The sequence below is a fragment of the Herminiimonas contaminans genome (assembly GCF_015645465.1).
In the GTDB taxonomy this organism is placed as follows: Bacteria; Pseudomonadota; Gammaproteobacteria; order Burkholderiales; family Burkholderiaceae_D; genus Oxalicibacterium; species Oxalicibacterium contaminans.
Genome location: NZ_JADOEL010000002.1, coordinates 116,938 through 136,994 on the forward strand (window position 1 = coordinate 116,938; position 20,057 = coordinate 136,994).

Genomic DNA, 20,057 nt, shown 5'->3' on the forward strand with positions numbered 1-20,057 from the left:
AGCAGCCACAGGAGGCCGTCATGAGTGTCATCACACAAAAGACCTATCTGACGTTTTCGGAGTTTTATGCCGCTTATCTGACAGGGCATTCCGACCGCAGATCACGCCAGCTCCATTTCCTCGGCTCAACGCTGGCCATTATCTTCCTCACCGCATTGGTGCTGACCGGGAATGCCTGGTGGCTATTAGCCGCCATCCTGTCGTTTTACGGCCTGGCATGGATAGGTCATCTCGGTTTTGAGAAAAACCACCCCAGTTCGTTCAGGCAACCACTGTATTCCTTCATAGGATCATGGCTGATGTACTGGCAAATGCTGACCGGGCAAATTTCCTTCTGAGTTTTCACGGAAGTAGTTGGCCAGCGACTGATACAGGCCCTGCTCGACCGCGCATTCCACTTTTTTCGCCAGCGTTTCGTTGCCGCTGGCGTCAAACACGAATACGCGGTAAACGTCGGCCAATGTCAGGTATTCCGGATTCGCCAGCAAGACCCAGCGATCCAGTCCATCGGTAATCCGTTTTCCCCACTGCATGCGCTTCGGCCCCTCTGACTTGAGACGTGCCACCCAGCCTGCATCCAGCATTTTTTCCAGCAAGGTTTCGGACTCGTCAAAGCCGAGACGGGTACGATCGCGCAGCAGCTTGGTATCCACCACGGCCGAATCAGCAGAGGCGCGCGCTTCGTACAGCACGGCCAGCAAAGCCATCGCATCAACGAAGGCACTGCCGGGCTGTGGCACATGCCACCAACGCTCATACTTCACGATAGGCAAGGCGGCCGTAACCACCGCCCCGGCCAGTGTAATCATCCAGCCCAGGTAAACCCAGACCAGGAAAATAGGGAAAGCCGCGACCGCGCCGTATACCACCGTATAGGTCGGCACTTTGATGACAAAGGCAGCAAACAGGCGCTTGACGATTTCAAATGCAATCGCCGCCAGCAAGCCGCCATACATGGCATCGCGCCACTCAACCAGACGGTTCGGTACCACGATGTAGAGCGAAGTAAACGCCACCATACTCAGCAAGATAGAGATGGAGGTATAAAACACCGCACCGACAAACGGCACGCCGCGCACCACACCATCGGTCGCGGTGAACAAATAGGATGTCAGCGTCATCGACGCACCTATCAACAAAGGTCCCAAAGTCACAATGGCCCAGTACACCAGGATGCGCTGCACGATGGGTCGCTTGGTTTTGACACGCCAGATCTGGTTGAAGACCCGGTCTATCATCAGCATCATCGCAACCGCGGTCACGATCAGTGCCACGGCGCCGAATGCCGACAGACGCGTCGCTTTGCTGGAAAACTGGGTCAGATAGCCGAGGATGGTATTGGCGATACCCTTAGGCATCAGGTTATGTACAAAGTAAGCTTCCAGCGAAGTACGAAAGGTATTAAACAGCGGGAAGGTGGTGAAAATCGCCAATGCAATCGTCAGGATAGGCACCAGCGCCAGTACGGTGGTAAACGTCAGGCTGCCTGCCACTTGCGGCAAGCGTTCCTCCGTCAGGCGGCGCGCCGCAAACTGAAAGAGATCGCGTACCTGGGGCCACGTAAGTTGGCGAAAAAAAAGGGGAATAGCTGGTTTCATGCAGTAGGTGTAAGTGTATGCTTAGCCGAACCGCGTAGGCGCAGAATTGCGCCAGCACAGATCCATCCAGCATTTAAGATGCTTATAAAGCGCCCTATAATACCAAGCATGAACATTGCCCAGCTCCCTATTCTCGTTTTGTACTACTCGCGCCATGGTTCGACCCGCAAACTGGCGGAGCTGATCGGCCAGGGTATAGACAGCGTACCCGGCTGCGAAGCACGCCTGCGCACGGTGCCTGCCGTCTCCACCGTCACTGAAGCCACCGAACCGGAAGTACCGGCGGAAGGCGCGCCGTATGTCGAATTGCAGGATCTGGAAGAATGCGTGGCCCTGGCCCTGGGCTCCCCTACCCGCTTCGGCAATATGGCGTCCGCGATGAAGTATTTCTGGGATGGCACCAGCGCGCAATGGCTGTCCGGCGCGCTGAATGGCAAACCAGCCTGTGTCTTTACCTCGACCGGCAGCTTGCATGGTGGACAGGAATCGACGCTGCTGTCGATGATGCTGCCCTTGCTGCATCACGGCATGCTGGTACTCGGCATCCCTTATACCCAACCGGAATTAATGACTACCAGCAGTGGCGGCACACCCTATGGTGCGTCGCACTGGTCCGGCGTCGCTGGCAACCAGCCGATTTCAGCCGATACACGTGCACTGGCAATAGCGCTCGGTCAGCGCCTGGCGCAAACAGCTGTCAAATTACGGAGCACCTGATGCAAACCCAAGGGCAAAAAATCCTGCATATGGGCGCACTCGGCAGTCTGCTTGCCCTGATCGTGCTGTGCATAGCCTGGGAAATGGTGTTGGCACCAATACGCCCGAATGGCTCCTGGCTGGTACTCAAGGTCATCCCGCTGCTGATTCCGTTGCACGGGGTCTGGAAACGCAATCTCTACACGATGCAATGGGCATCGATGCTGATCCTGCTGTTCTTCGCCGAAGGCATAGTCCGCGGCATGAGCGACACTGGTCTGTCCGCCATCCTGGGCTGGATCGAAGTCGGCCTGGTACTGGTTTTCTTTAGCTGCACCATCCTCTACCTGCGGCCTTACAAAAAAGCAGCGAAGGCCTTAACCAAACAGGCGCTGCAGAAAGCCGCCAAGTAATGGACACCTTCCTCAATGCCTGCCGCAGCGTAATAGGCGCGACGCACGTATTGACCTCCGCGGAAGATACCGCACCCTACCTGACTGACTGGCGTCGACGCTACACCGGCAAGGCGTGTGCGGTACTCAAACCTGCGGATACGCAGGAACTCGCCGCACTGGTACGCCTCTGCAATGAACACAAAGTCCCGATGGTGCCGCAAGGCGGTAATACCGGCCTGGTGCTGGGTGGCATCCCTGACGACAGCGGCAAGGCCGTGGTTTTGTCGCTGACGCGTCTCAACAGCATCCGCCACACAGACCCGGTCAACAACACCATCACCGTCGAAGCCGGTTGCATATTGAAAAACATCCAGACTGCAGCCAGTGATGCCGGGCGACTGTTCCCGCTATCCCTGGCAGCGGAAGGCAGTTGCACGATAGGCGGCAATCTTTCGACCAATGCCGGTGGTACCGCCGTACTGCGCTACGGCAACACACGTGAACTCTGCCTCGGCCTCGAAGTCGTGACACCGCAAGGTGATATCTGGAATGGTCTGCGCGGCTTGCGCAAAGATAATACCGGTTACGACTTGCGCGATTTGTACATCGGTGCCGAAGGCACCTTGGGCCTGATCACTGCAGCGGTGCTGAAACTCTTCCCCCAACCAAAAGCACAACTCACCGCACTCGCAGCCCTGCGTACACCGGATGATGCATTGCGACTGCTGTCGCTGACGCAAAGCTACTGCGTGTCTTCACTGACTGGTTTTGAGTTGATGTCCGGCTTCTGTATCAAGCTGGTCAATCAACACTTCCCTTCTATGCGCTTACCCTTTGCCGAAGAGCATGCGCAATACGTGTTGCTGGAATTATCCGACAACGAATCCGAAGAACATGCACAAGCCATGCTGGAACATGTAATCAGTGCGGCCTTGCAGCAAGACCTGATACAGGATGCGATTGTTGCGCGCTCAATTGCACAATCGCAAGCGATCTGGGATTTCCGTGAGCATATTCCGCTGGCACAGGCTGCAGAAGGCAAGAACATCAAACATGATGTGTCGATACCCATCTCGCACATCGGCGACTTTATCCGTACCACGGATGCATTGCTGCAGCAGTCATTTCCCGGCGCACGCATGGTGACCTTCGGCCATCTCGGCGACGGTAATCTGCATTACAACGTTGCGCATCCTGAACAGGAAACGGATAAGAGTTTTCTGCAAAAGCAAACGACTGTAAATCGCGTCGTGCACGATAGCGTGCATCAACATGGCGGCTCCATCTCCGCCGAACACGGCATAGGCGCATTGAAGCGTACCGAAATCCTGCGTTACAAGTCCGATGTGGAGATGCAATTAATGCGCTCCATCAAACAGGCACTCGATCCTTTAAATTTGATGAACCCTGGCAAGCTGCTCTAAAGTGACGAGGTCGATTTAGACCCACGAGCTTGCCATGTCGTCCCTGCTATTGTCCTTCGCCCTCCTGCTTGTTGCGCTGCCCGCATTTGCGATATACAAATGCGAGTCTGGCGGCAACATCAGCTATAGCGACCTGCCCTGCGCTGACACATCAAGCAACAGCAAGTCCGGACGCATCATCATCCCACCCGCACCAAGCGATACACACGCAGCACAGGAAAAACTGGTGCAGGACAAACGCAGGCTGCAAGCGCTGGAAACACAACGCAGCAAGGAAGAAGCCAGCGCAGCCAAAGAACGGCAAAAAATAGCCAAGGAACAGGAACGTAAAAAGAAGCGCTGCGCTACCCTGGAACAACGCACGCGCTGGGCGAAGGAAGACGCGGCCAGCGCCAATGTAAAACGCATGGCACGTGCACAGCGCAAGGCGCAACGCGCGGCGGAGAAACAGCAGCTGGAGTGCGGGCCTTAAATTACCAGCTCGGGAAAAATGACTGATCGTAATGAATTTGATCCATGTCAAACTGCGGTCACATAGCCTTGTTACGATACGGCCTTGCTCACCAAGAGTGGCATGCCTTAGGGCCATTTAAGCAATGGTCGCTACTACCGGCGCTGGCGGTCGGGAAATATACCAGCACCAATATCCGGGGTAGCAGTCCGCATGCTTCCCCTCCTGCAGGCTCCCTCCCATGCCCCGCAATCCATGTAAATACTGCATGGTATGCGGCATGCAGTGACACATGGTATAACATCGGTTAACACTTTTCCGGTCGACTTGTCAGTATGAAAGTCCATCAACACACCGCTGCTCAACCCACCCACCAGGAGGCTGCATGAAAAGCATTGAAGAGTTCAAAGTTAAAAACACATCCGGCAAAGTTCTTACTATGCAAAACGTAGGAAAAGGCAGGACCTACCTGGATTTCGGCAGTACCAAACTGCCACGCGACTTCGTTGGTTATCGCATCAAAGACACAGACAATATCGCGGAACCGCAAAAAGACGGCACCTTCAAAATCAAGGGTACGTCGGACACCTACAGCCGCATCTAACTATTCCGCCTGCGAACTTTAAAAAGTGCCGGGCGCACAGACCCGGCACCTCGCTTACACGACTTTCAGCGTGATATTAGGCAGTCGATCAATATGACCTTCCATGACGTCGCCGCGCACCACCGGGCCGACATTTTCCGGTGTACCCGAATAAATAATATCTCCCGGCATCAGCTCAAACGCTTTCGACAAATTACTGATTTGCTCGGCAACTGACCAAATCATTTGCTTCAGATCTGCGCTCTGCTTCACTTGTCCATTCACCTTCAGCCAGATCTTGCCTTCGGTGAAATTGCCTATGCTGGCGACCGGATGCAAAGGCCCTATAGGTGCAGACATATCGAAGCTCTTGCCGATTTCCCATGGCTTCTCTTCCTTCTTCATCGCGGCCTGCAAATCACGACGCGTCATATCCAGCCCGACTGCATAACCAAAGACGTGTTGTAGTGCATTTTCGACTGAAATGTTTTTCCCGCCCTTATTAATCGCGGCGACCAGCTCGATTTCATAGTGGTAATTCTTGGTCAGTGTCGGATACGGATGATCGACAACCTTGCCTGGTGCGACGTACTGAATCGCATCGCTAGGCTTCTGAAAAAAGAATGGCGGTTCACGTGTAGGATCTGAACCCATCTCACGCGCATGTGCGGCGTAATTACGCCCTATGCAGTAAATACGACGCACCGGAAATTGATCATTGCTACCAACAATGGGGATAGTTGGCTGTGCAACTGAGAATATTGCATTGCCATCCTTGCCGCCTGAACTGCGTGGAGCGGCACAACCTGTTACCGCACCTACCGTCATCAAACCAGCTGCCTGCAGCATTCCACGTCTACTCAATTTAGTCATATTGTCTCCTCAATCCACTGGGGTTATATCGAGATATGGCAAGTCATAGCTGAACGTCCAGGCAGGCCCGTCATCCAAGCTCTCCATATACCAAATATATACAAGTTGATATGAGAAAGATACGTGATCGGATTAATAAATCGTGTGACGTACACACTCGGTTAACGTGTGCAAGCAAACAGAAAAATGTGCCTCAGATAACAGCTGTCAAAGCAGGACTTGCGGACGTAAAAAACCCCGTGCTCTTGCAAGCACAGGGCTGGAATTTGATTAACTATGCGTATGGCTATAGCACAAGGCCTTCAGCGCGAGGAAACGCGGCGGTCACCTTTCCTGCGACATGGAAACTCCAGTACGGCATCACCGCTCGTGGCTCGTACTCGCCGGGTGTTAGACAGGATTTGCCCGACATATTGCATATCCCGCTCTATGCTGGAGACTCTCTCGATTTTTTCTTCGGAAAGCGCCAGTGCGACGAGAGAGTGCAAAGCCTTGGTATAAAGCGCTTCATCATGCTGTTTAAGCTGGCAAAAAGCGCGCGCCAAATCATTGATGGCTTGATCGATGCGATTCATAATGCGCTCCCGGGAGTCAAGGATGGTAAATATCCTATCACCAATTGCATTACGCTTCAGTTAACTACCGCACTTAATACCATGCATTCAGCATAATCTTACCCATGCAGTTTCAAGCATGGACGCTATGCAAATTTACAGAGGGAAATGTAGGTAGTGGCCTGCCCAGCAGGAATCGAACCTGCGACCCTCAGCTTAGAAGGCTGATGCTCTATCCAACTGAGCTATGGGCAGAATGTGGCGGGATTGAACCGCGATGCTGAAAGAAGGAGCCTGAACCTGCGCTCATCTAAAGGTGCTGCATTATGCCTTTTTTACGCCACTCTTTCAATGACGGCTCCCGGCAAGGCTCTGGCACCAGCAAGTTCCAGCAGCTACGCTTGACCGTCTTTGCGGATGCGGTCGACCAATACGTAACCACGCGAGAAACCTGCAGCCAACGCTTCATCTGCCGTTTCGTAATCCTCATCATCACCTGACTCTGCCGCCAGTTCACTTTCAGCCGAAGCATCCAGCCCGGGCTCGCATATGCGCACCGTGTAATCCCATAGCTGGGGCGGATCTTCTTTGCGCAACGCGGTGACATGCACTTCCAATCCTTGGTACAACTCGGTACTCCAGTTCTGCTGCTTTTCCATATGCACTCCCTGGGGTTGAATACAGCGTGTGATTAGTGACAGCTATTAGCGTTTGCCTTGCGTGTGGGCTTAGGGTCATCAATCTCGGGATTCGGAGAAGGTACCGGATCTTCCTGCGGCACAGGATGCTCACCCGGCAACGGATCTTCTATCGGCTCCGGTACTGGTGCGGTATGTGCCGACAGAGGAATATGCAATGAAGATGCGCTGCGACGATGACAGCTGGCGATCAGATTAAGCATGAGATGCATCCTTTACGGTTAGGCTGATGAAATGCGTTCATGCACGTTGGAACAACAAGAGAACCATAAGATCCCCTGATCGGAATATTGTGCAAAAAACGTAAGAACTAGCGTTGAAACGCAGAACCAGATGCGGGAAGAATTGCTGCAGACATTCCACTGAACAGTAGAAAGATAATAGACGAAAAAAAGGACTAGCGATTAGGCTAGTCCTTTAAATTCTGGTCGGAGTACAAGGATTCGAACCTTGGACCCCCTGGTCCCAAACCAGGTGCGCTACCGGGCTGCGCTACACTCCGAAAGAAAGAGATTATATTGAATGTTCTGGAATCGGTCAATATCTAAAATGCTTTTACTTCAATAATTTTATAAATTTATTCAGTCAGCTTGGCGGCGATCCGTCGTGCCATTTTATCAGCGACATCCGCTTCTTTGGCCTCCACCATTACACGGATTAAAGGCTCGGTGCCGGAGGCACGTATCAGCACCCTGCCCTTGTCGCCCAACTCGGCTTCGACTACTTCTTTTTCTGCCAATAATTCCTTGTTTTTCTTCCAGTCAAAACCGGGCGCGACTTTCACATTAATCAAGGTTTGCGGGAACATCTCAATGTCTTGCGTCAACTGCGCCAGGCTCAGTCCGCTACGCTTCAATGCCGACAGAATTTGCAACGCAGAAATAATGCCATCACCGGTAGTATGTTTATCCAGGCACAACATATGTCCCGAACCTTCGCCCCCAACCTGCCAGCCACGTTCACGCAAGGTTTCCAGTACATAGCGATCGCCGACGTTTGCACGTGCAAATCCTATACCCATTTCCTTGAACGCAACTTCGAGCGCCATATTTGTCATCAAGGTACCGACTGCACCTTCAATCGGACGCACCCGCATGCGATCCTTGACCATGATGTATAAGAGCTCGTCGCCGTTATAAATGCGACCTGCTGCATCCACCACCAGCAAACGATCAGCATCACCATCCAAGGCGATACCAAGATGCGCCTGATTCGCACGCACTGCTTCGACCAGTGCTTCCGGCGCAGTTGCACCATAGCCTTCATTGATATTAAAGCCGTTAGGCTGGTTACCTATCGCAATGACTTCAGCGCCCAGCTCGTGAAACACATCAGGTGCAATATGGTAAGCCGCCCCGTGCGCGCAATCGACGACCAGCTTGGTGCCGCGCAAATCCAGCTCATGCGGGAAAGTGCTTTTGCAGAATTCGATGTAACGTCCGCGTGCATCTTCCAGACGCTTCGCACGCCCCAGTTTTTCAGAGGCGACACAAGACATAGGCTCGTTCAGTGCCGCTTCAATTTCCAGCTCTATCGCATCCGGTAATTTGTTACCCGATGCAGAGAAGAATTTGATGCCGTTATCTTCGTATGGATTATGAGAAGCAGAAATCACTACACCAGCGGACAAACGCAAGGCGCGAGTCAGGTAAGCAATCGCCGGTGTCGGCATAGGGCCGGCCAGCATCACATCGACGCCAGCAGCGGAAAAACCTGCTTCCAGTGCGGCTTCCAGCATGTAGCCGGAGATACGCGTGTCTTTGCCGATCAGTACTACCGGGCGGCTGGTCTTGGTACGTGACTTGGTCAGCACGGTACCGGCCGCATAGCCAAGGCGCATGACGAAATCAGGGGTGATTGGGGAAGTACCTACTTTGCCGCGCACGCCATCGGTGCCGAAATATTGTCGTTTCATTGTTGTTCTTTTTAAGTTTTGTGTTTAATCAGGATACTGCATGCCAAACCCGCAACGCGTCTACTGTTTCTGCCACATCATGCACACGTACAATACGTGCGCCGTGCGCAACAGCTGCTAACGCTCCGGCTAAGCTGCCGGCCAGGCGTTGCTCGATTGGTCGGTCCGTCAGTGCACCTATCATTGTTTTACGCGATAAACCAATTAGCATCGGCGCTTGCAGGAATGCCTGCATTTGCCTGGTATTTTTCAACAATGCGATATTGTGCGCAAGCGTTTTCCCAAAACCCAGGCCCGGATCTATGCATATGCGCTCGCGGTCAATACCGGCTTGTTCCATCTGACCGATACGCTCACGTAAAAATTCCCCGACCTCAGCAACGACATCATCATATTCTGGTTGCAGCTGCATACTTTGCGGATCATTTTGCATATGCATGACGCACAAGGCGCAGTCTGCATCTGCGACTGCCTGCAAGGCACCCGGCGCACGGAAACCATTGATGTCATTGATCATATCGGCACCCGCCGCAATGGTTTCGCGCATCACTTCCGGCTTATACGTATCTATCGACAAGGGCTTGCCGCAATCGCGCAAGGCGTAGACCAGAGGCATGACACGATCCAGTTCATCCTTCAGGGAAACCGCGAGTGAGCCGGGACGGCTGGATTCACCGCCAATATCGATGATGTCCACACCTGCGGCGATCATTTCTTCTGCGTGCGACAAGGCCGTATCCAGCATATGGTACTTGCCGCCATCAGAGAATGAATCAGGCGTGATATTGAGGATACCCATGACCAGGGGACGCGCTGCGGCGTCGACGGAAAGGCGGTAACGACCGCATTGCAGGTGAGTTTGCATTGTTTTGTCTGGGTACAAATAGAAAGGGGTGAGGATTTCTCCCCACCCCTGTATTAAAACATGTTCGTCAGATCTGAAGTGATCTATCAGGCCGGTGCAGTTGCATTCGGCGCCACATCGGTAGGATTATCCGGTGGGCTGCGTTTGACAGGAACGCCAGCTTTCGGTGGACGTGGCTCACGTCCTTCCATGATGTCGTTGATTTGATCCGAATCGATGGTTTCCCAATCCAGCAGGGTTTTCGCCATCAATTCAACCTTATCGCGATTCTCCTCGATCAGTTTGCGCGACAACGCATACTGGGTGTCCAGGATCGTGCGGATTTCAGTATCGACCTTTTGCTGTGTCGCTTCCGACACTGTCTTCGCAGACGAGCGTCCGAAGTAGGCATCTTGCTCGGTGTCTTCGTAGACCATGGTACCCAGGCTTTCCGACATACCGTAGCGCGTCACCATCGCACGCGCCAGCTTGGTCGCACGCTCAAAGTCGTTCGAAGCACCGGTCGACATTTGATGCATAAACACTTCTTCCGCAATACGGCCACCGAACAGGATAGAGATCTCTTCCAGCATCTTGTCCTTATACATATTGACGCGATCATGCTCAGGTAACTGCCAGGTCAGACCCAGCGCGAAACCACGCGGCATGATGGTGACTTTATGTACTGGATCAGCCTTAGGCAAGAGTTTGGCAACCACTGCGTGACCGGACTCATGGTAAGCAGTATTGCGACGCTCTTCTTCACGCATGACAGCCGACTTACGCTCAGGGCCCATCACGATCTTGTCTTTGGCATCCTCGAAGTCCTGCATCTCAACCAGGCGCTTGTTACGGCGTGCGGCAAACAAGGCTGCTTCGTTGACCAGGTTGGCCAGATCAGCACCGGAGAAACCAGGCGTACCACGTGCCAGGATATCTGCCTGTACATCGGTACCAATAGGTACTTTACGCATGTGGACCAGCAAGATTTGCTCACGACCACGGATGTCAGGCAAGCCAACGATCACTTGGCGATCGAAACGACCTGGGCGCAGCAAAGCTTTATCGAGTACGTCAGCACGGTTGGTTGCTGCGATCACGATCACGCCTGCGTTAGGCTCAAAGCCGTCCATCTCAACCAGCATCTGGTTCAGCGTCTGTTCGCGCTCATCGTTACCACCACCCATACCGGCACCACGATGGCGACCAACTGCGTCGATCTCATCGATGAAGATGATGCAAGGTGCGTGTTTCTTCGCGTTGTCGAACATGTCGCGTACACGGGATGCACCGACACCGACGAACATTTCAACAAAGTCCGAACCGGAAATCGTGAAGAACGGTACTTTTGCTTCGCCTGCAATCGCACGCGCCAGCAAGGTTTTACCGGTACCTGGAGGACCAACCATCAAGACGCCGCGCGGGATACGACCGCCCAGTTTCTGGAAGCGGGTAGGATCACGCAGGAAGTCGACCAGCTCGCCGACTTCTTCTTTCGCTTCATCGCAACCTGCGACGTCAGCGAAAGTGACCGGGTTGTTGGTGTCATCCAGCATGCGTGCCTTCGACTTGCCGAACGAGAATGCCCCGCCCTTGCCGCCGCCCTGCATTTGACGCATGAAGAAGATCCAGACGCCGATCAGCAACAGCATCGGGAACCAGGATATGAATACTTGGGAAAGGAAAGATTGCTCTTCCGGTTGTTTAACGTCGAATTTCACGCCGTTATTGACCAGATCGCCAACCAGGCCGCGATCCAGATAGGTAATCGCGGATTTAATTTTTTTGCCGTCGGTCGTAGTCGCAACGATGCTGCGATCTTCGATCGTCGCTTCCTTGATGCGCTTACTTCTTACTTCGTCCAGGAAATCCGAGTAGGCGATCGCCGTGGCTGAGCCCGACGCACTGCGGCCGTCGAACTGTTTGAACACGGTGAAAAGCACCATCCCGATGACCACCCATATGGCGGCCTTGGAAAACATATTGTTCACTAAAACTCCTTGGACACAGAACGCGTCTTTTTTACTAAAAATGTAATTTCGATTCTACTCGTAATACTCAAGGCTTGCAGTATCGAATATCAGGCTAAAAACGGCATTAACAAGGGTCAATTCAGAGTTAATTACGCATTAAAGCGGATTTTTTAAGGTTTTCCCAAGTAAAAATATCTCAGACGATTTGTCGCGGCTGGCTTTGGGCTTCTTTTGTACGACCGTTTTGAATTCGTCCCTGAATTTTTCCACTATATAGCTATATCCGGAACCATTAAAGCACTTTACGAGCAAGGAGCCTGAAGGTTTCATGTGATGTTGCGCAAAATCAATTGCCAAATCGATCAGATCGATCATGCGCGCAGCATCAGCCACGGCGATACCTGACAAATTGGGTGCCATATCCGATATCACAAGATCAGCCTTGCGGCCCTGCAGTACCTGCTCCAGCTGGTCCAGCACTTCCTGTTCGCGGAAGTCACCTTGTATAAAATGCACGTCGGCTATCGGCTCCATCGGCAACATGTCCAAACCGATAATCGTGCCGTTAATACCACCGCCGACGCTGCCCGATAGCTTATTGCGCACGTATTGCGACCAGCTGCCCGGTGTTGCCCCCAGATCAACAATCACCTGCCCCGGCTTGATCAACTTCTCGGTTTCATCTATCTCTTTGAGCTTGTAGACCGCACGGGCGCGATAGCCTTCTTTCTGCGCCAGCTTCACATACGGGTCGTTAATATGGTCATGCAGCCAGTTTTTGTTTAATTTCTTCTTTGCCATTCGCGTAGAATACTAGTTTTAAATACTGTGGGACAAAGTTTGTCAGGTTCGCGCTGCGTGCCGAAGCAATCCTGCCCCCGAACACCATCACAATTTATGTTGAAACTTACACCGGCCGAGCGCAGTTCCTTACGCGCTGAAGCGCATGCTCTCAGCCCTGTCGTCATTATCGGGGAAGCCGGCTTGACGCCAGGCGTACTCAAGGAAATCGACGCCAGCCTCAATTCCCATGGTTTGATCAAAGTACGCGTATTCGGCGATGACCGCGAAGCACGTGTCACTATCTACGACACCATCTGCGAAAAACTCGATGCTGCGCCTGTACAGCACATCGGTAAATTGCTGGTTGTTTATCGCCCGAAAAAAGAAGCGGTAAAAGCACCGAGCGAAACCCGCGGCCGTGGCATGCGTGAAGTCACCATCGTCAAACCGAGTCCTAGCGGCACCAAACGTCCGACCGTGACTAAAGTAATGGTCAAGGGAAATGAGCGTGTCACCCAGGGTGGCTCGATCAAACGCGCCAAGCCGCGTCAAACCAGCCCAAAGAAATCGTCACTCGGACGATAATCTCCCCTACTCAGCGCAGCTTGAGTATCAGTGCAGCGCCTAACAGGCTCTGCACTATATAAAACCCGGTTGAAACAGCATGCAGGATGCCGAATTGCTTACGCACGTCGGCCAGTGCAGCAATATTGCTGTCCGCTACGCTATGCAATACCAGGCGTAGCTCAGCCATTTGCGGTTGCAATGCAAAGTAACCGATCAGCGTACATGCAACCATGCCTGCGATCAGGTAGTAATTGATCTTCGCAGGCTGGGCTTGCGCACCGCGACCGGCCTGGAACAACAAAGCCAGCAGTGCCGCTGCACAAAACAGCGACAACCACGCGACGATATTGAACAGGCTACCGGCGATGGTGCCTGCCAGCGCACGATCACTCAGGGTGGAAAACAGGGTTGGTGCGACCACAAAGCCCACCGCCCACAGGGTTCCCACCCAGAAGGTTGCTATCAGCAATCGTACGCGTGTGAGGAACATCAGATGTAGCGTACTTGCAGGATTTCGTATTCACGCAGACCGGCCGGTGCTTCCACCGCGACGATATCGCCTGCGTATTTACCTATCATCGCACGCGCGATAGGCGACGTAATCGATACTTTCTTTTCCTTCAGATCAGCTTCATCGATACCAACGATCTGGTACGTCACTTTTTCGCCGTTTTCCAGATCTTCCAGATCCACGGTCGAGGCAAACACCACGCGGCCTTCTGCTTCCAGTGTGGTCGGGTCGATGATTTGCGAAGTACCCAGTTTGCCTTCGAGATCAGCGATACGACCTTCGATAAAGCTTTGTTTCTCTTTCGCCGCATCGTAGTCGGCGTTTTCCGACAGGTCACCTTGTGCACGTGCTTCAGCAATAGCATTAATGACCCATGGGCGTTCTTTTGTTTTCAAACGGTGCAGCTCTTCTTTCAAGAGGTTTGCGCCATAGGGGGTAATTGGTGTGCTCATAGCTTCTATCTTCAAAAGTGGAAAACCACAGAGGTCGCAAAAGGCACCGGAATCCGGCACCGCCTGTGACCTCTGTGGTTAGATTTTTAACGCTGTGGGCTTAGTGTAAGGTTTTATGCAGGCCTTGTAAATCATAGACGTGCAACTCGTCCAGATGGGCCATGCCTTCCACTGCTGCTTCTGCGCCAGCTATCGTTGTGTAAGTTGTGACGCGTGCTGCCAGAGCGGATGTACGGATGGTACGGGAATCCACGATGGCACTACGCTTCTCTTCCACAGTGTTGATAACAAGTGCAATCTCATTGTTTTTGATCATATCGACAATATGTGGACGTCCTTCTGCCACTTTGTTGACTGACTGCACTTCGATACCGGCCGCGCTGATAGCTGCAGCCGTACCTTTGGTCGCCACCACCGAGAAACCGATTTCAACCAGATCCTTGGCAACCTGCACTGCACGCGGCTTGTCGCTCGCCTTGACGCTGAGGAACACTTTGCCCGAACGTGGCAGCTTGATGCTGGCGCCGAGTTGCGATTTGACAAAGGCTTCACCAAAGGTTTTGCCTACGCCCATCACCTCACCGGTCGATTTCATTTCAGGGCCGAGGATGGTGTCCACGCCTGGGAACTTGACGAACGGGAACACAGCTTCTTTGACGCTGAAGTATTCCGGTACCACTTCGTTGATGATGCCCTGGCTGTCCAGCGACTGACCAACCATGCAGCGTGCTGCAATCTTGGCCAGTTGCAAACCGGTTGCTTTCGAAACATACGGCACGGTACGCGACGCACGTGGATTCACTTCCAGCACGAAGACGACGTCTTGTTGCTTGCCGTCGATTTCCTGCTGCTGGATCGCGAACTGCACGTTCATCAGACCCACCACGTTCAAGCCTTTGGCCATCAGCGAAGTCTGGCGTTTCAATTCATCAATGGTTGCTTGCGACAGCGAATATGGTGGCAACGAGCAAGCCGAATCACCGGAGTGCACACCCGCTTGCTCGATATGTTCCATCACGCCGCCGATGAAAGTACGCTGACCATCGGACAGGCAATCGACGTCGACTTCAATCGCGTCGTTCAGGAAGCGATCCAGCAATACTGGCGAGTCATGCGAGACCTTGACCGCTTCACGCATATAGCGTTCGAGGTCACGTTGCTCGTGCACGATTTCCATCGCACGACCACCCAATACATACGACGGACGCACAACCAGCGGATAACCGATTTCCTGCGCCAGGCGCAATGCATCTTCTTCGGTACGCGCAGTACGGTTAGGCGGCTGACGCAGTTTCAGGTCGTGCAGCATTTTTTGGAAACGTTCGCGATCTTCTGCGGCGTCAATCATGTCTGGCGAGGTGCCGACGATAGGCACGCCGTTGGCCTCCAGGTCGAGCGCCAATTTCAAAGGTGTCTGACCACCGTACTGCACGATCACACCGTATGGTTTTTCCTTGTCGACGATTTCCAGCACGTCTTCCAGGGTCAGCGGTTCGAAGTACAGACGATCCGAGGTGTCGTAATCGGTAGAAACTGTTTCCGGATTACAGTTGACCATGATGGTTTCGTAGCCGTCTTCGCGCATTGCGAGCGCAGCGTGGACGCAGCAGTAATCGAATTCAATACCCTGGCCGATACGGTTAGGACCGCCGCCGAGGACCATGATTTTTTTCTTGTTGGTCGGCTGCGATTCGCACTCTTCTTCATAGGTCGAATACATGTATGCGGTGTTGGTAGCAAATTCACCGGCGCAGGTATCAACGCGTTTGTAGACAGGACGAATATTCAGCGCGCGACGCTGTTCGCGTACTTCCTTGTCGGTCGTTTTCAGCAATTTAGCCAGGCGGCGATCCGCGAAACCTTTTTGCTTCAGCTTGAACAATGTGTCTTTGTCGATCGCGCTCAGGGTCTGGGTTTCCAGCCACAGTTCGATATCAACGATTTCCTTGATTTGTGCGAGGAACCACGGATCGATGTGCGTCAATGCATGCACTTCGTCCAGCGAGAAACCTTGAGCAAACGCATCGCCGACGTACCAGATACGTTCCGGACCTGGCTCGCCCAGTTCTTCTTCGATGGTTTCGCGGTCGGTGGTTTTTTCATTCATGCCATCGACGCCCACTTCCAGGCCGCGCAAGGCTTTCTGGAAGGATTCCTGGAAGGTACGGCCGATCGCCATGACTTCGCCTACCGACTTCATTTGCGTGGTCAGATGGCTATCCGCTTGCGGGAATTTTTCGAATGCGAAACGTGGAATCTTGGTGACGACATAATCAATCGATGGCTCGAACGAAGCCGGGGTCGCGCCGCCGGTAATTTCGTTGCGCAACTCATCCAGTGTGAAGCCGACTGCCAGCTTGGCTGCGATCTTCGCAATCGGGAAACCGGTTGCTTTCGATGCCAGTGCCGACGAACGCGATACGCGCGGATTCATTTCGATGACGATCATGCGGCCATCAGCCGGATTGATCGAAAACTGCACGTTGGAACCGCCGGTATCAACACCGATTTCACGCAGCACCGCGATCGATGCATTACGCATGATCTGGTATTCCTTGTCGGTCAGCGTTTGCGCTGGCGCGACCGTGATCGAGTCACCGGTGTGCACGCCCATAGGATCCAGGTTTTCGATGGAGCAGACAATGATGCAGTTGTCGGCCTTGTCGCGCACGACTTCCATCTCAAATTCTTTCCAGCCGATCAGCGATTCTTCGATCAGCAATTCGCTGGTCGGCGATGCTTCCAGACCGCGTTTGCAGATAGCTTCGAATTCTTCGGCGTTGTAGGCAATACCGCCACCACTACCACCCATCGTGAACGATGGACGAATGATGACCGGGAAGCCGAGTTCTTTTTGCACTGCCCACGACTCTTCCAGCGTGTGCGAGACACCGGAACGTGCCGAACCGAGACCGATTTTGGTCATCGCATCTTTAAACTTGGAACGGTCTTCTGCCTTGTCGATCGCTTCTGGTGAAGCCCCGATCAGTTCGCACTTGTATTTGGTCAGTACGCCGTTGTGATGCAGGTCGAGTGCGCAGTTCAGCGCGGTCTGGCCGCCCATGGTCGGCAGGATCGCGTCTGGACGCTCTTTGTCGATAATGCGCTCAACGGCTTGCCAGGTGATCGGCTCGATGTAGGTTACATCCGCCATTTCCGGGTCGGTCATGATGGTCGCAGGGTTGCTGTTGACCAGAATGACGCGATAGCCCTCTTCGCGCAATGCTTTACAAGCTTGTGCACCGGAATAATCGAATTCGCAAGCCTGGCCGATCACGATAGGACCGGCGCCAATAATCAGGATGCTTTTAATGTCGCTGCGTTTAGGCATTTTTATTCTTCTCCATCATCGCCACGAAGCGATCAAACAAGGGGGCGATGTCATGCGGGCCAGGCGATGCTTCCGGGTGACCCTGGAAGCAGAACGCTGGCTTGTCGGTACGTTCAAAACCTTGCAGCGAACCGTCGAACAGCGAGACGTGCGTCACGCGGCAGTTCGCCGGCAAGGTTGCTGCATCTACTGCGAAACCGTGGTTTTGCGATGTGATCAGCACTTTTTTGCTGTCCAGATCCTGCACCGGATGGTTGGCGCCGTGATGGCCGAATTTCATCTTGAGTGTTTTAGCACCGGAAGCCAGCGCCATGATTTGGTGACCCAAGCAGATACCGAAAGTCGGGATGCCACGATCGATCAATTCTTTGGAAGCCGCAATCGCGTAATCGCATGGCTCCGGATCGCCAGGACCGTTCGACAGAAAGATGCCGTCCAGATTCAGCGCCAACGCTTCGGCAGCGGATGCCTGGGCAGGCAATACCGTCACTTTGCAACCGCGCTCTGCGAGCATGCGCAGGATGTTGAATTTGACGCCATAGTCGAAAGCGACGACATGGTACTGGGGAGCGGTCTGCTGACCGTAACCCTTGCCCAGTTTCCATTCAGTTTCAGTCCATGGGTAGGATTGCTTGGTCGAGACGACTTTCGCCAGATCGAGACCAGCCAGGCCGCCGAAGGACTTGGCCAATTCCAGTGCTTTCTCTGAAGTTGCATCCTCACCTGCCAGGATGGCACCGCTTTGCGCACCTTTTTCGCGCAGGATACGCGTCAGCTTGCGGGTATCAATACCGGCAATGCCGACGACGTTTTCCGACTTGAGGTAGTCGGACAGTGTCTGGGACGAACGGAAATTGGAAGTCAGGATCGGCAAATCCTTGATGATCAGGCCGGCCGCGTGAATTCGGGTCGACTCCACATCCTCGACATTGACGCCGGTATTACCGATATGAGGATAGGTCAGTGTGACAATTTGATTGCTATAGCTTGGATCGGTGAGGATTTCCTGATAACCGGTCATCGAGGTGTTGAATACAACTTCACCGATCGTATGACCCGGTGCACCTATCGAAAAACCTTTGAAAATCGACCCGTCCGCTAGCGCTAGGATGGCCGGAACTGTAGGGCCAGAAAAGAATGGCGGCAAGGGGTAACTCCTGATGTGTGTTACCGCCGCTGCGCTGCGCCAGAATGACCGTCGAAACCCGCGCGCAACTTTGCGCGCTGCTTGCTGGAGATACACTCGAACAAGGCGTCGTACAGGTCGTATTTAGACGATGGGAAATGGGTATGCGCTACGGCGGAATAAAATTAGCTAAACCGCCGAATTATAGCGCAAAGCACCCTCGACTGGCAACCGAATCCGGTAGTTTCCGGTGTGCCGAAGGTGTTTTATTTGAATGTCAGAGTGTTAAATCCAAACTACCCGGCTCAACCGCCGATGGCGATGATGCCAGCCTTGGCGATTTGTACGTCCTCCGTCGATTTCACGCCAGAAACGCCAACCGCGCCCAGGCACTGACCATTGATGACGATAGGTACGCCGCCTTCCAGCATGCCTTCCAGCGTAGGTGCTGTGATAAACGAGAAACGACCATTGTTGATGATGTCTTCGTAGACTTTCGATTCACGGCGACCGAGCGCGGCTGTTTTGGCCTTGGCTGGTGCAATGTGCGACGAAATTGGTGCAGCACCGTCCAGACGCTGCAACCACAGCAAATGACCACCATCATCGACGATAGCGATCGTAACGCACCATTTGTGCAGGTTTGCTTCGGTTTCTGCCGCCGCAGCGATTTTTTTAACGTCTTCCAGCGTCAGTACTTGTTTGGTTTGCATGGTGCCTCCTGTCATAGAAGAATGAATTGTACGACATCACAGTAGTGCTGAACTGCGACAACATTGATTTTGTTTACATTGTTTAACTATCATTTTGGCAGATCCGGCGTACTATGATTCAAGACTGAAACATTTACTGTCGGCAAACTAAGTCGTTTGGGCAATGTTAGGTCTGAGTCCATTTGAGTTTAGGGAGGAGCTATGTTCTTCAATCGTTTTTCAAAAAAAACTGCCACCCCGACTCCCGCTAAAGAAACTTCGAAGAAGAAAGCCAAAGTTTCAGCAGAAGCCAGCCTCGCCCATTCCACCCTGTATCAGTTCAAGCGCAATGTACTTGAGTTGGTCGCTCGCATGAACCACGGCGTCCATCACGTGGATTGCGAAGTCATCAAGCGACAAACCATGTTTGTACAATCGCAGCTACTACACGCCATAGCGAATGACCCGCAATTGCCCGAGCACCTGAAAATCATGCTGATGCAGTATCACGCAAAAAGCATACGGGCCACGCTGACCGAGCGACGTGGCGAGCATTTACGACGCGTTGCCTGATCTGCACCGATTTTATTT

At 53.2% G+C, this 20,057-nt stretch carries 22 protein-coding genes and 2 tRNA genes; 8 read left to right on the forward strand and 16 right to left on the reverse strand.

The window, feature by feature from the left end:
- The first annotated feature begins 20 nt into the window (after positions 1 to 20).
- Positions 21 to 338, forward strand: coding sequence for a DUF962 domain-containing protein (locus IXC47_RS02910; RefSeq protein WP_175625606.1), 318 nt, complete (start codon positions 21 to 23; stop codon positions 336 to 338).
- On the opposite strand, the gene IXC47_RS02915 is transcribed toward IXC47_RS02910, so the two are convergent.
- Positions 291 to 1,598, reverse strand: a complete 1,308-nt coding sequence (locus IXC47_RS02915) for a YihY family inner membrane protein (protein ID WP_195874633.1) — start codon at positions 1,596 to 1,598, stop codon at positions 291 to 293. The genes IXC47_RS02910 and IXC47_RS02915 overlap by 48 nt on opposite strands.
- A gap of 108 nt (positions 1,599 to 1,706) precedes the next feature.
- Between IXC47_RS02915 and wrbA the strand changes: the two genes are divergently transcribed.
- The 5 genes from wrbA (at position 1,707) to IXC47_RS02940 (ending at position 5,168) form a co-directional block, all read left to right on the forward strand.
- Positions 1,707 to 2,315 (forward strand): NAD(P)H:quinone oxidoreductase, encoded by a 609-nt coding sequence (wrbA, locus tag IXC47_RS02920; RefSeq protein ID WP_175625604.1) that lies wholly within the window; start codon positions 1,707 to 1,709, stop codon positions 2,313 to 2,315.
- The gene (locus IXC47_RS02925) at positions 2,315 to 2,707 is read left to right on the forward strand and encodes a DUF2069 domain-containing protein (protein WP_175625603.1); all 393 of its coding nucleotides are present in this window, start codon (positions 2,315 to 2,317) and stop codon (positions 2,705 to 2,707) included. Before wrbA ends, IXC47_RS02925 begins: the two co-directional genes overlap by 1 nt.
- Positions 2,707 to 4,113, forward strand: coding sequence for an FAD-binding oxidoreductase (locus IXC47_RS02930; protein ID WP_195874634.1), 1,407 nt, complete (start codon positions 2,707 to 2,709; stop codon positions 4,111 to 4,113). The genes IXC47_RS02925 and IXC47_RS02930 overlap by 1 nt, the downstream gene beginning before the upstream one ends.
- Positions 4,114 to 4,147: 34 nt before the next feature.
- Positions 4,148 to 4,585: a hypothetical protein gene (locus IXC47_RS02935; RefSeq protein WP_195874635.1), complete on the forward strand. Its 438-nt coding sequence runs from the start codon at positions 4,148 to 4,150 to the stop codon at positions 4,583 to 4,585.
- A gap of 364 nt (positions 4,586 to 4,949) precedes the next feature.
- A complete protein-coding gene (locus IXC47_RS02940) occupies positions 4,950 to 5,168 on the forward strand; it encodes a hypothetical protein (protein WP_175625600.1) in 219 nt (72 codons plus the stop codon).
- A gap of 54 nt (positions 5,169 to 5,222) precedes the next feature.
- On the opposite strand, the gene IXC47_RS02945 is transcribed toward IXC47_RS02940, so the two are convergent.
- The 10 genes from IXC47_RS02945 to IXC47_RS02990 form a co-directional block, all read right to left on the reverse strand.
- On the reverse strand, positions 5,223 to 6,020 hold the full coding sequence (locus IXC47_RS02945) for a fumarylacetoacetate hydrolase family protein (protein WP_195874636.1): 798 nt from the start codon (positions 6,018 to 6,020) through the stop codon (positions 5,223 to 5,225).
- A gap of 302 nt (positions 6,021 to 6,322) precedes the next feature.
- A complete protein-coding gene (locus tag IXC47_RS02950) occupies positions 6,323 to 6,595 on the reverse strand; it encodes a hypothetical protein (protein WP_195874637.1) in 273 nt (90 codons plus the stop codon).
- Between the two features lie 157 nt (positions 6,596 to 6,752).
- Positions 6,753 to 6,829 (reverse strand) — tRNA-Arg (locus IXC47_RS02955).
- A gap of 140 nt (positions 6,830 to 6,969) precedes the next feature.
- The gene (locus IXC47_RS02960) at positions 6,970 to 7,233 is read right to left on the reverse strand and encodes a hypothetical protein (protein WP_195874638.1); all 264 of its coding nucleotides are present in this window, start codon (positions 7,231 to 7,233) and stop codon (positions 6,970 to 6,972) included.
- Positions 7,234 to 7,265: 32 nt separating this feature from the next.
- A complete protein-coding gene (locus IXC47_RS02965) occupies positions 7,266 to 7,475 on the reverse strand; it encodes a hypothetical protein (protein ID WP_195874833.1) in 210 nt (69 codons plus the stop codon).
- Between the two features lie 222 nt (positions 7,476 to 7,697).
- Positions 7,698 to 7,774, reverse strand: a tRNA-Pro gene (locus tag IXC47_RS02970).
- A 75-nt stretch (positions 7,775 to 7,849) separates the two neighbouring features.
- The gene (gene glmM, locus IXC47_RS02975; protein ID WP_175625593.1) at positions 7,850 to 9,187 is read right to left on the reverse strand and encodes a phosphoglucosamine mutase; all 1,338 of its coding nucleotides are present in this window, start codon (positions 9,185 to 9,187) and stop codon (positions 7,850 to 7,852) included.
- A gap of 28 nt (positions 9,188 to 9,215) precedes the next feature.
- Positions 9,216 to 10,052, reverse strand: coding sequence for a dihydropteroate synthase (gene folP, locus IXC47_RS02980; protein WP_195874639.1), 837 nt, complete (start codon positions 10,050 to 10,052; stop codon positions 9,216 to 9,218).
- Positions 10,053 to 10,138: 86 nt separating this feature from the next.
- Positions 10,139 to 12,022 carry an ATP-dependent zinc metalloprotease FtsH gene (gene ftsH, locus IXC47_RS02985; protein WP_124573785.1) on the reverse strand — a complete coding sequence of 628 codons (1,884 nt, stop codon included), beginning with the start codon at positions 12,020 to 12,022 and terminating at the stop codon, positions 10,139 to 10,141.
- A 138-nt stretch (positions 12,023 to 12,160) separates the two neighbouring features.
- Positions 12,161 to 12,805 (reverse strand): RlmE family RNA methyltransferase, encoded by a 645-nt coding sequence (locus tag IXC47_RS02990; protein ID WP_175625591.1) that lies wholly within the window; start codon positions 12,803 to 12,805, stop codon positions 12,161 to 12,163.
- Between the two features lie 96 nt (positions 12,806 to 12,901).
- Between IXC47_RS02990 and yhbY the strand changes: the two genes are divergently transcribed.
- Positions 12,902 to 13,372, forward strand: a complete 471-nt coding sequence (gene yhbY / locus IXC47_RS02995; RefSeq protein WP_124573783.1) for a ribosome assembly RNA-binding protein YhbY — start codon at positions 12,902 to 12,904, stop codon at positions 13,370 to 13,372.
- Between the two features lie 10 nt (positions 13,373 to 13,382).
- On the opposite strand, the gene IXC47_RS03000 is transcribed toward yhbY, so the two are convergent.
- The 5 genes from IXC47_RS03000 to IXC47_RS03020 all read right to left on the reverse strand — a co-directional run bounded on the left by IXC47_RS03000 (position 13,383) and on the right by IXC47_RS03020 (position 19,487).
- On the reverse strand, positions 13,383 to 13,844 hold the full coding sequence (locus IXC47_RS03000; RefSeq protein WP_195874640.1) for a DUF4149 domain-containing protein: 462 nt from the start codon (positions 13,842 to 13,844) through the stop codon (positions 13,383 to 13,385).
- The gene (gene greA / locus IXC47_RS03005) at positions 13,844 to 14,317 is read right to left on the reverse strand and encodes a transcription elongation factor GreA (protein ID WP_175625589.1); all 474 of its coding nucleotides are present in this window, start codon (positions 14,315 to 14,317) and stop codon (positions 13,844 to 13,846) included. Before greA ends, IXC47_RS03000 begins: the two co-directional genes overlap by 1 nt.
- Before the next feature lie 100 nt (positions 14,318 to 14,417).
- Positions 14,418 to 17,648 (reverse strand): carbamoyl-phosphate synthase large subunit, encoded by a 3,231-nt coding sequence (carB, locus tag IXC47_RS03010; RefSeq protein WP_195874641.1) that lies wholly within the window; start codon positions 17,646 to 17,648, stop codon positions 14,418 to 14,420.
- Positions 17,641 to 18,795, reverse strand: a complete 1,155-nt coding sequence (carA, locus tag IXC47_RS03015; RefSeq protein ID WP_195874642.1) for a glutamine-hydrolyzing carbamoyl-phosphate synthase small subunit — start codon at positions 18,793 to 18,795, stop codon at positions 17,641 to 17,643. The genes carB and carA overlap by 8 nt, the downstream gene beginning before the upstream one ends.
- 284 nt (positions 18,796 to 19,079) lie before the next feature.
- Positions 19,080 to 19,487: a GlcG/HbpS family heme-binding protein gene (locus tag IXC47_RS03020; RefSeq protein WP_012080097.1), complete on the reverse strand. Its 408-nt coding sequence runs from the start codon at positions 19,485 to 19,487 to the stop codon at positions 19,080 to 19,082.
- 201 nt (positions 19,488 to 19,688) lie between these two features.
- On the opposite strand from IXC47_RS03020, the gene IXC47_RS03025 reads away from it, so the two are divergent.
- Entirely contained in the window at positions 19,689 to 20,039 is a 351-nt protein-coding gene (locus IXC47_RS03025) for a hypothetical protein (RefSeq protein ID WP_175625586.1), read from the forward strand.
- Positions 20,040 to 20,057: the final 18 nt, after the last annotated feature.

Coding starts and splice junctions, on each gene's coding strand:
- IXC47_RS02990 (WP_175625591.1), bottom strand. CDS start 12,805: ATGGCAAAGAAGAAATTAAACAAAAACTGGCTGCATGACCATATTAAC.
- IXC47_RS02935 (WP_195874635.1), top strand. CDS start 4,148: ATGTCGTCCCTGCTATTGTCCTTCGCCCTCCTGCTTGTTGCGCTGCCC.
- IXC47_RS02930 (WP_195874634.1), top strand. CDS start 2,707: ATGGACACCTTCCTCAATGCCTGCCGCAGCGTAATAGGCGCGACGCAC.
- IXC47_RS03020 (WP_012080097.1), bottom strand. CDS start 19,487: ATGCAAACCAAACAAGTACTGACGCTGGAAGACGTTAAAAAAATCGCT.
- IXC47_RS02965 (WP_195874833.1), bottom strand. CDS start 7,475: ATGCTTAATCTGATCGCCAGCTGTCATCGTCGCAGCGCATCTTCATTG.
- greA (WP_175625589.1), bottom strand. CDS start 14,317: ATGAGCACACCAATTACCCCCTATGGCGCAAACCTCTTGAAAGAAGAG.
- IXC47_RS02940 (WP_175625600.1), top strand. CDS start 4,950: ATGAAAAGCATTGAAGAGTTCAAAGTTAAAAACACATCCGGCAAAGTT.
- IXC47_RS02925 (WP_175625603.1), top strand. CDS start 2,315: ATGCAAACCCAAGGGCAAAAAATCCTGCATATGGGCGCACTCGGCAGT.
- wrbA (WP_175625604.1), top strand. CDS start 1,707: ATGAACATTGCCCAGCTCCCTATTCTCGTTTTGTACTACTCGCGCCAT.
- IXC47_RS02950 (WP_195874637.1), bottom strand. CDS start 6,595: ATGAATCGCATCGATCAAGCCATCAATGATTTGGCGCGCGCTTTTTGC.
- carB (WP_195874641.1), bottom strand. CDS start 17,648: ATGCCTAAACGCAGCGACATTAAAAGCATCCTGATTATTGGCGCCGGT.
- IXC47_RS02945 (WP_195874636.1), bottom strand. CDS start 6,020: ATGACTAAATTGAGTAGACGTGGAATGCTGCAGGCAGCTGGTTTGATG.
- IXC47_RS03025 (WP_175625586.1), top strand. CDS start 19,689: ATGTTCTTCAATCGTTTTTCAAAAAAAACTGCCACCCCGACTCCCGCT.
- IXC47_RS02910 (WP_175625606.1), top strand. CDS start 21: ATGAGTGTCATCACACAAAAGACCTATCTGACGTTTTCGGAGTTTTAT.
- IXC47_RS03000 (WP_195874640.1), bottom strand. CDS start 13,844: ATGTTCCTCACACGCGTACGATTGCTGATAGCAACCTTCTGGGTGGGA.
- folP (WP_195874639.1), bottom strand. CDS start 10,052: ATGCAAACTCACCTGCAATGCGGTCGTTACCGCCTTTCCGTCGACGCC.
- yhbY (WP_124573783.1), top strand. CDS start 12,902: ATGTTGAAACTTACACCGGCCGAGCGCAGTTCCTTACGCGCTGAAGCG.
- glmM (WP_175625593.1), bottom strand. CDS start 9,187: ATGAAACGACAATATTTCGGCACCGATGGCGTGCGCGGCAAAGTAGGT.
- IXC47_RS02960 (WP_195874638.1), bottom strand. CDS start 7,233: ATGGAAAAGCAGCAGAACTGGAGTACCGAGTTGTACCAAGGATTGGAA.
- IXC47_RS02915 (WP_195874633.1), bottom strand. CDS start 1,598: ATGAAACCAGCTATTCCCCTTTTTTTTCGCCAACTTACGTGGCCCCAG.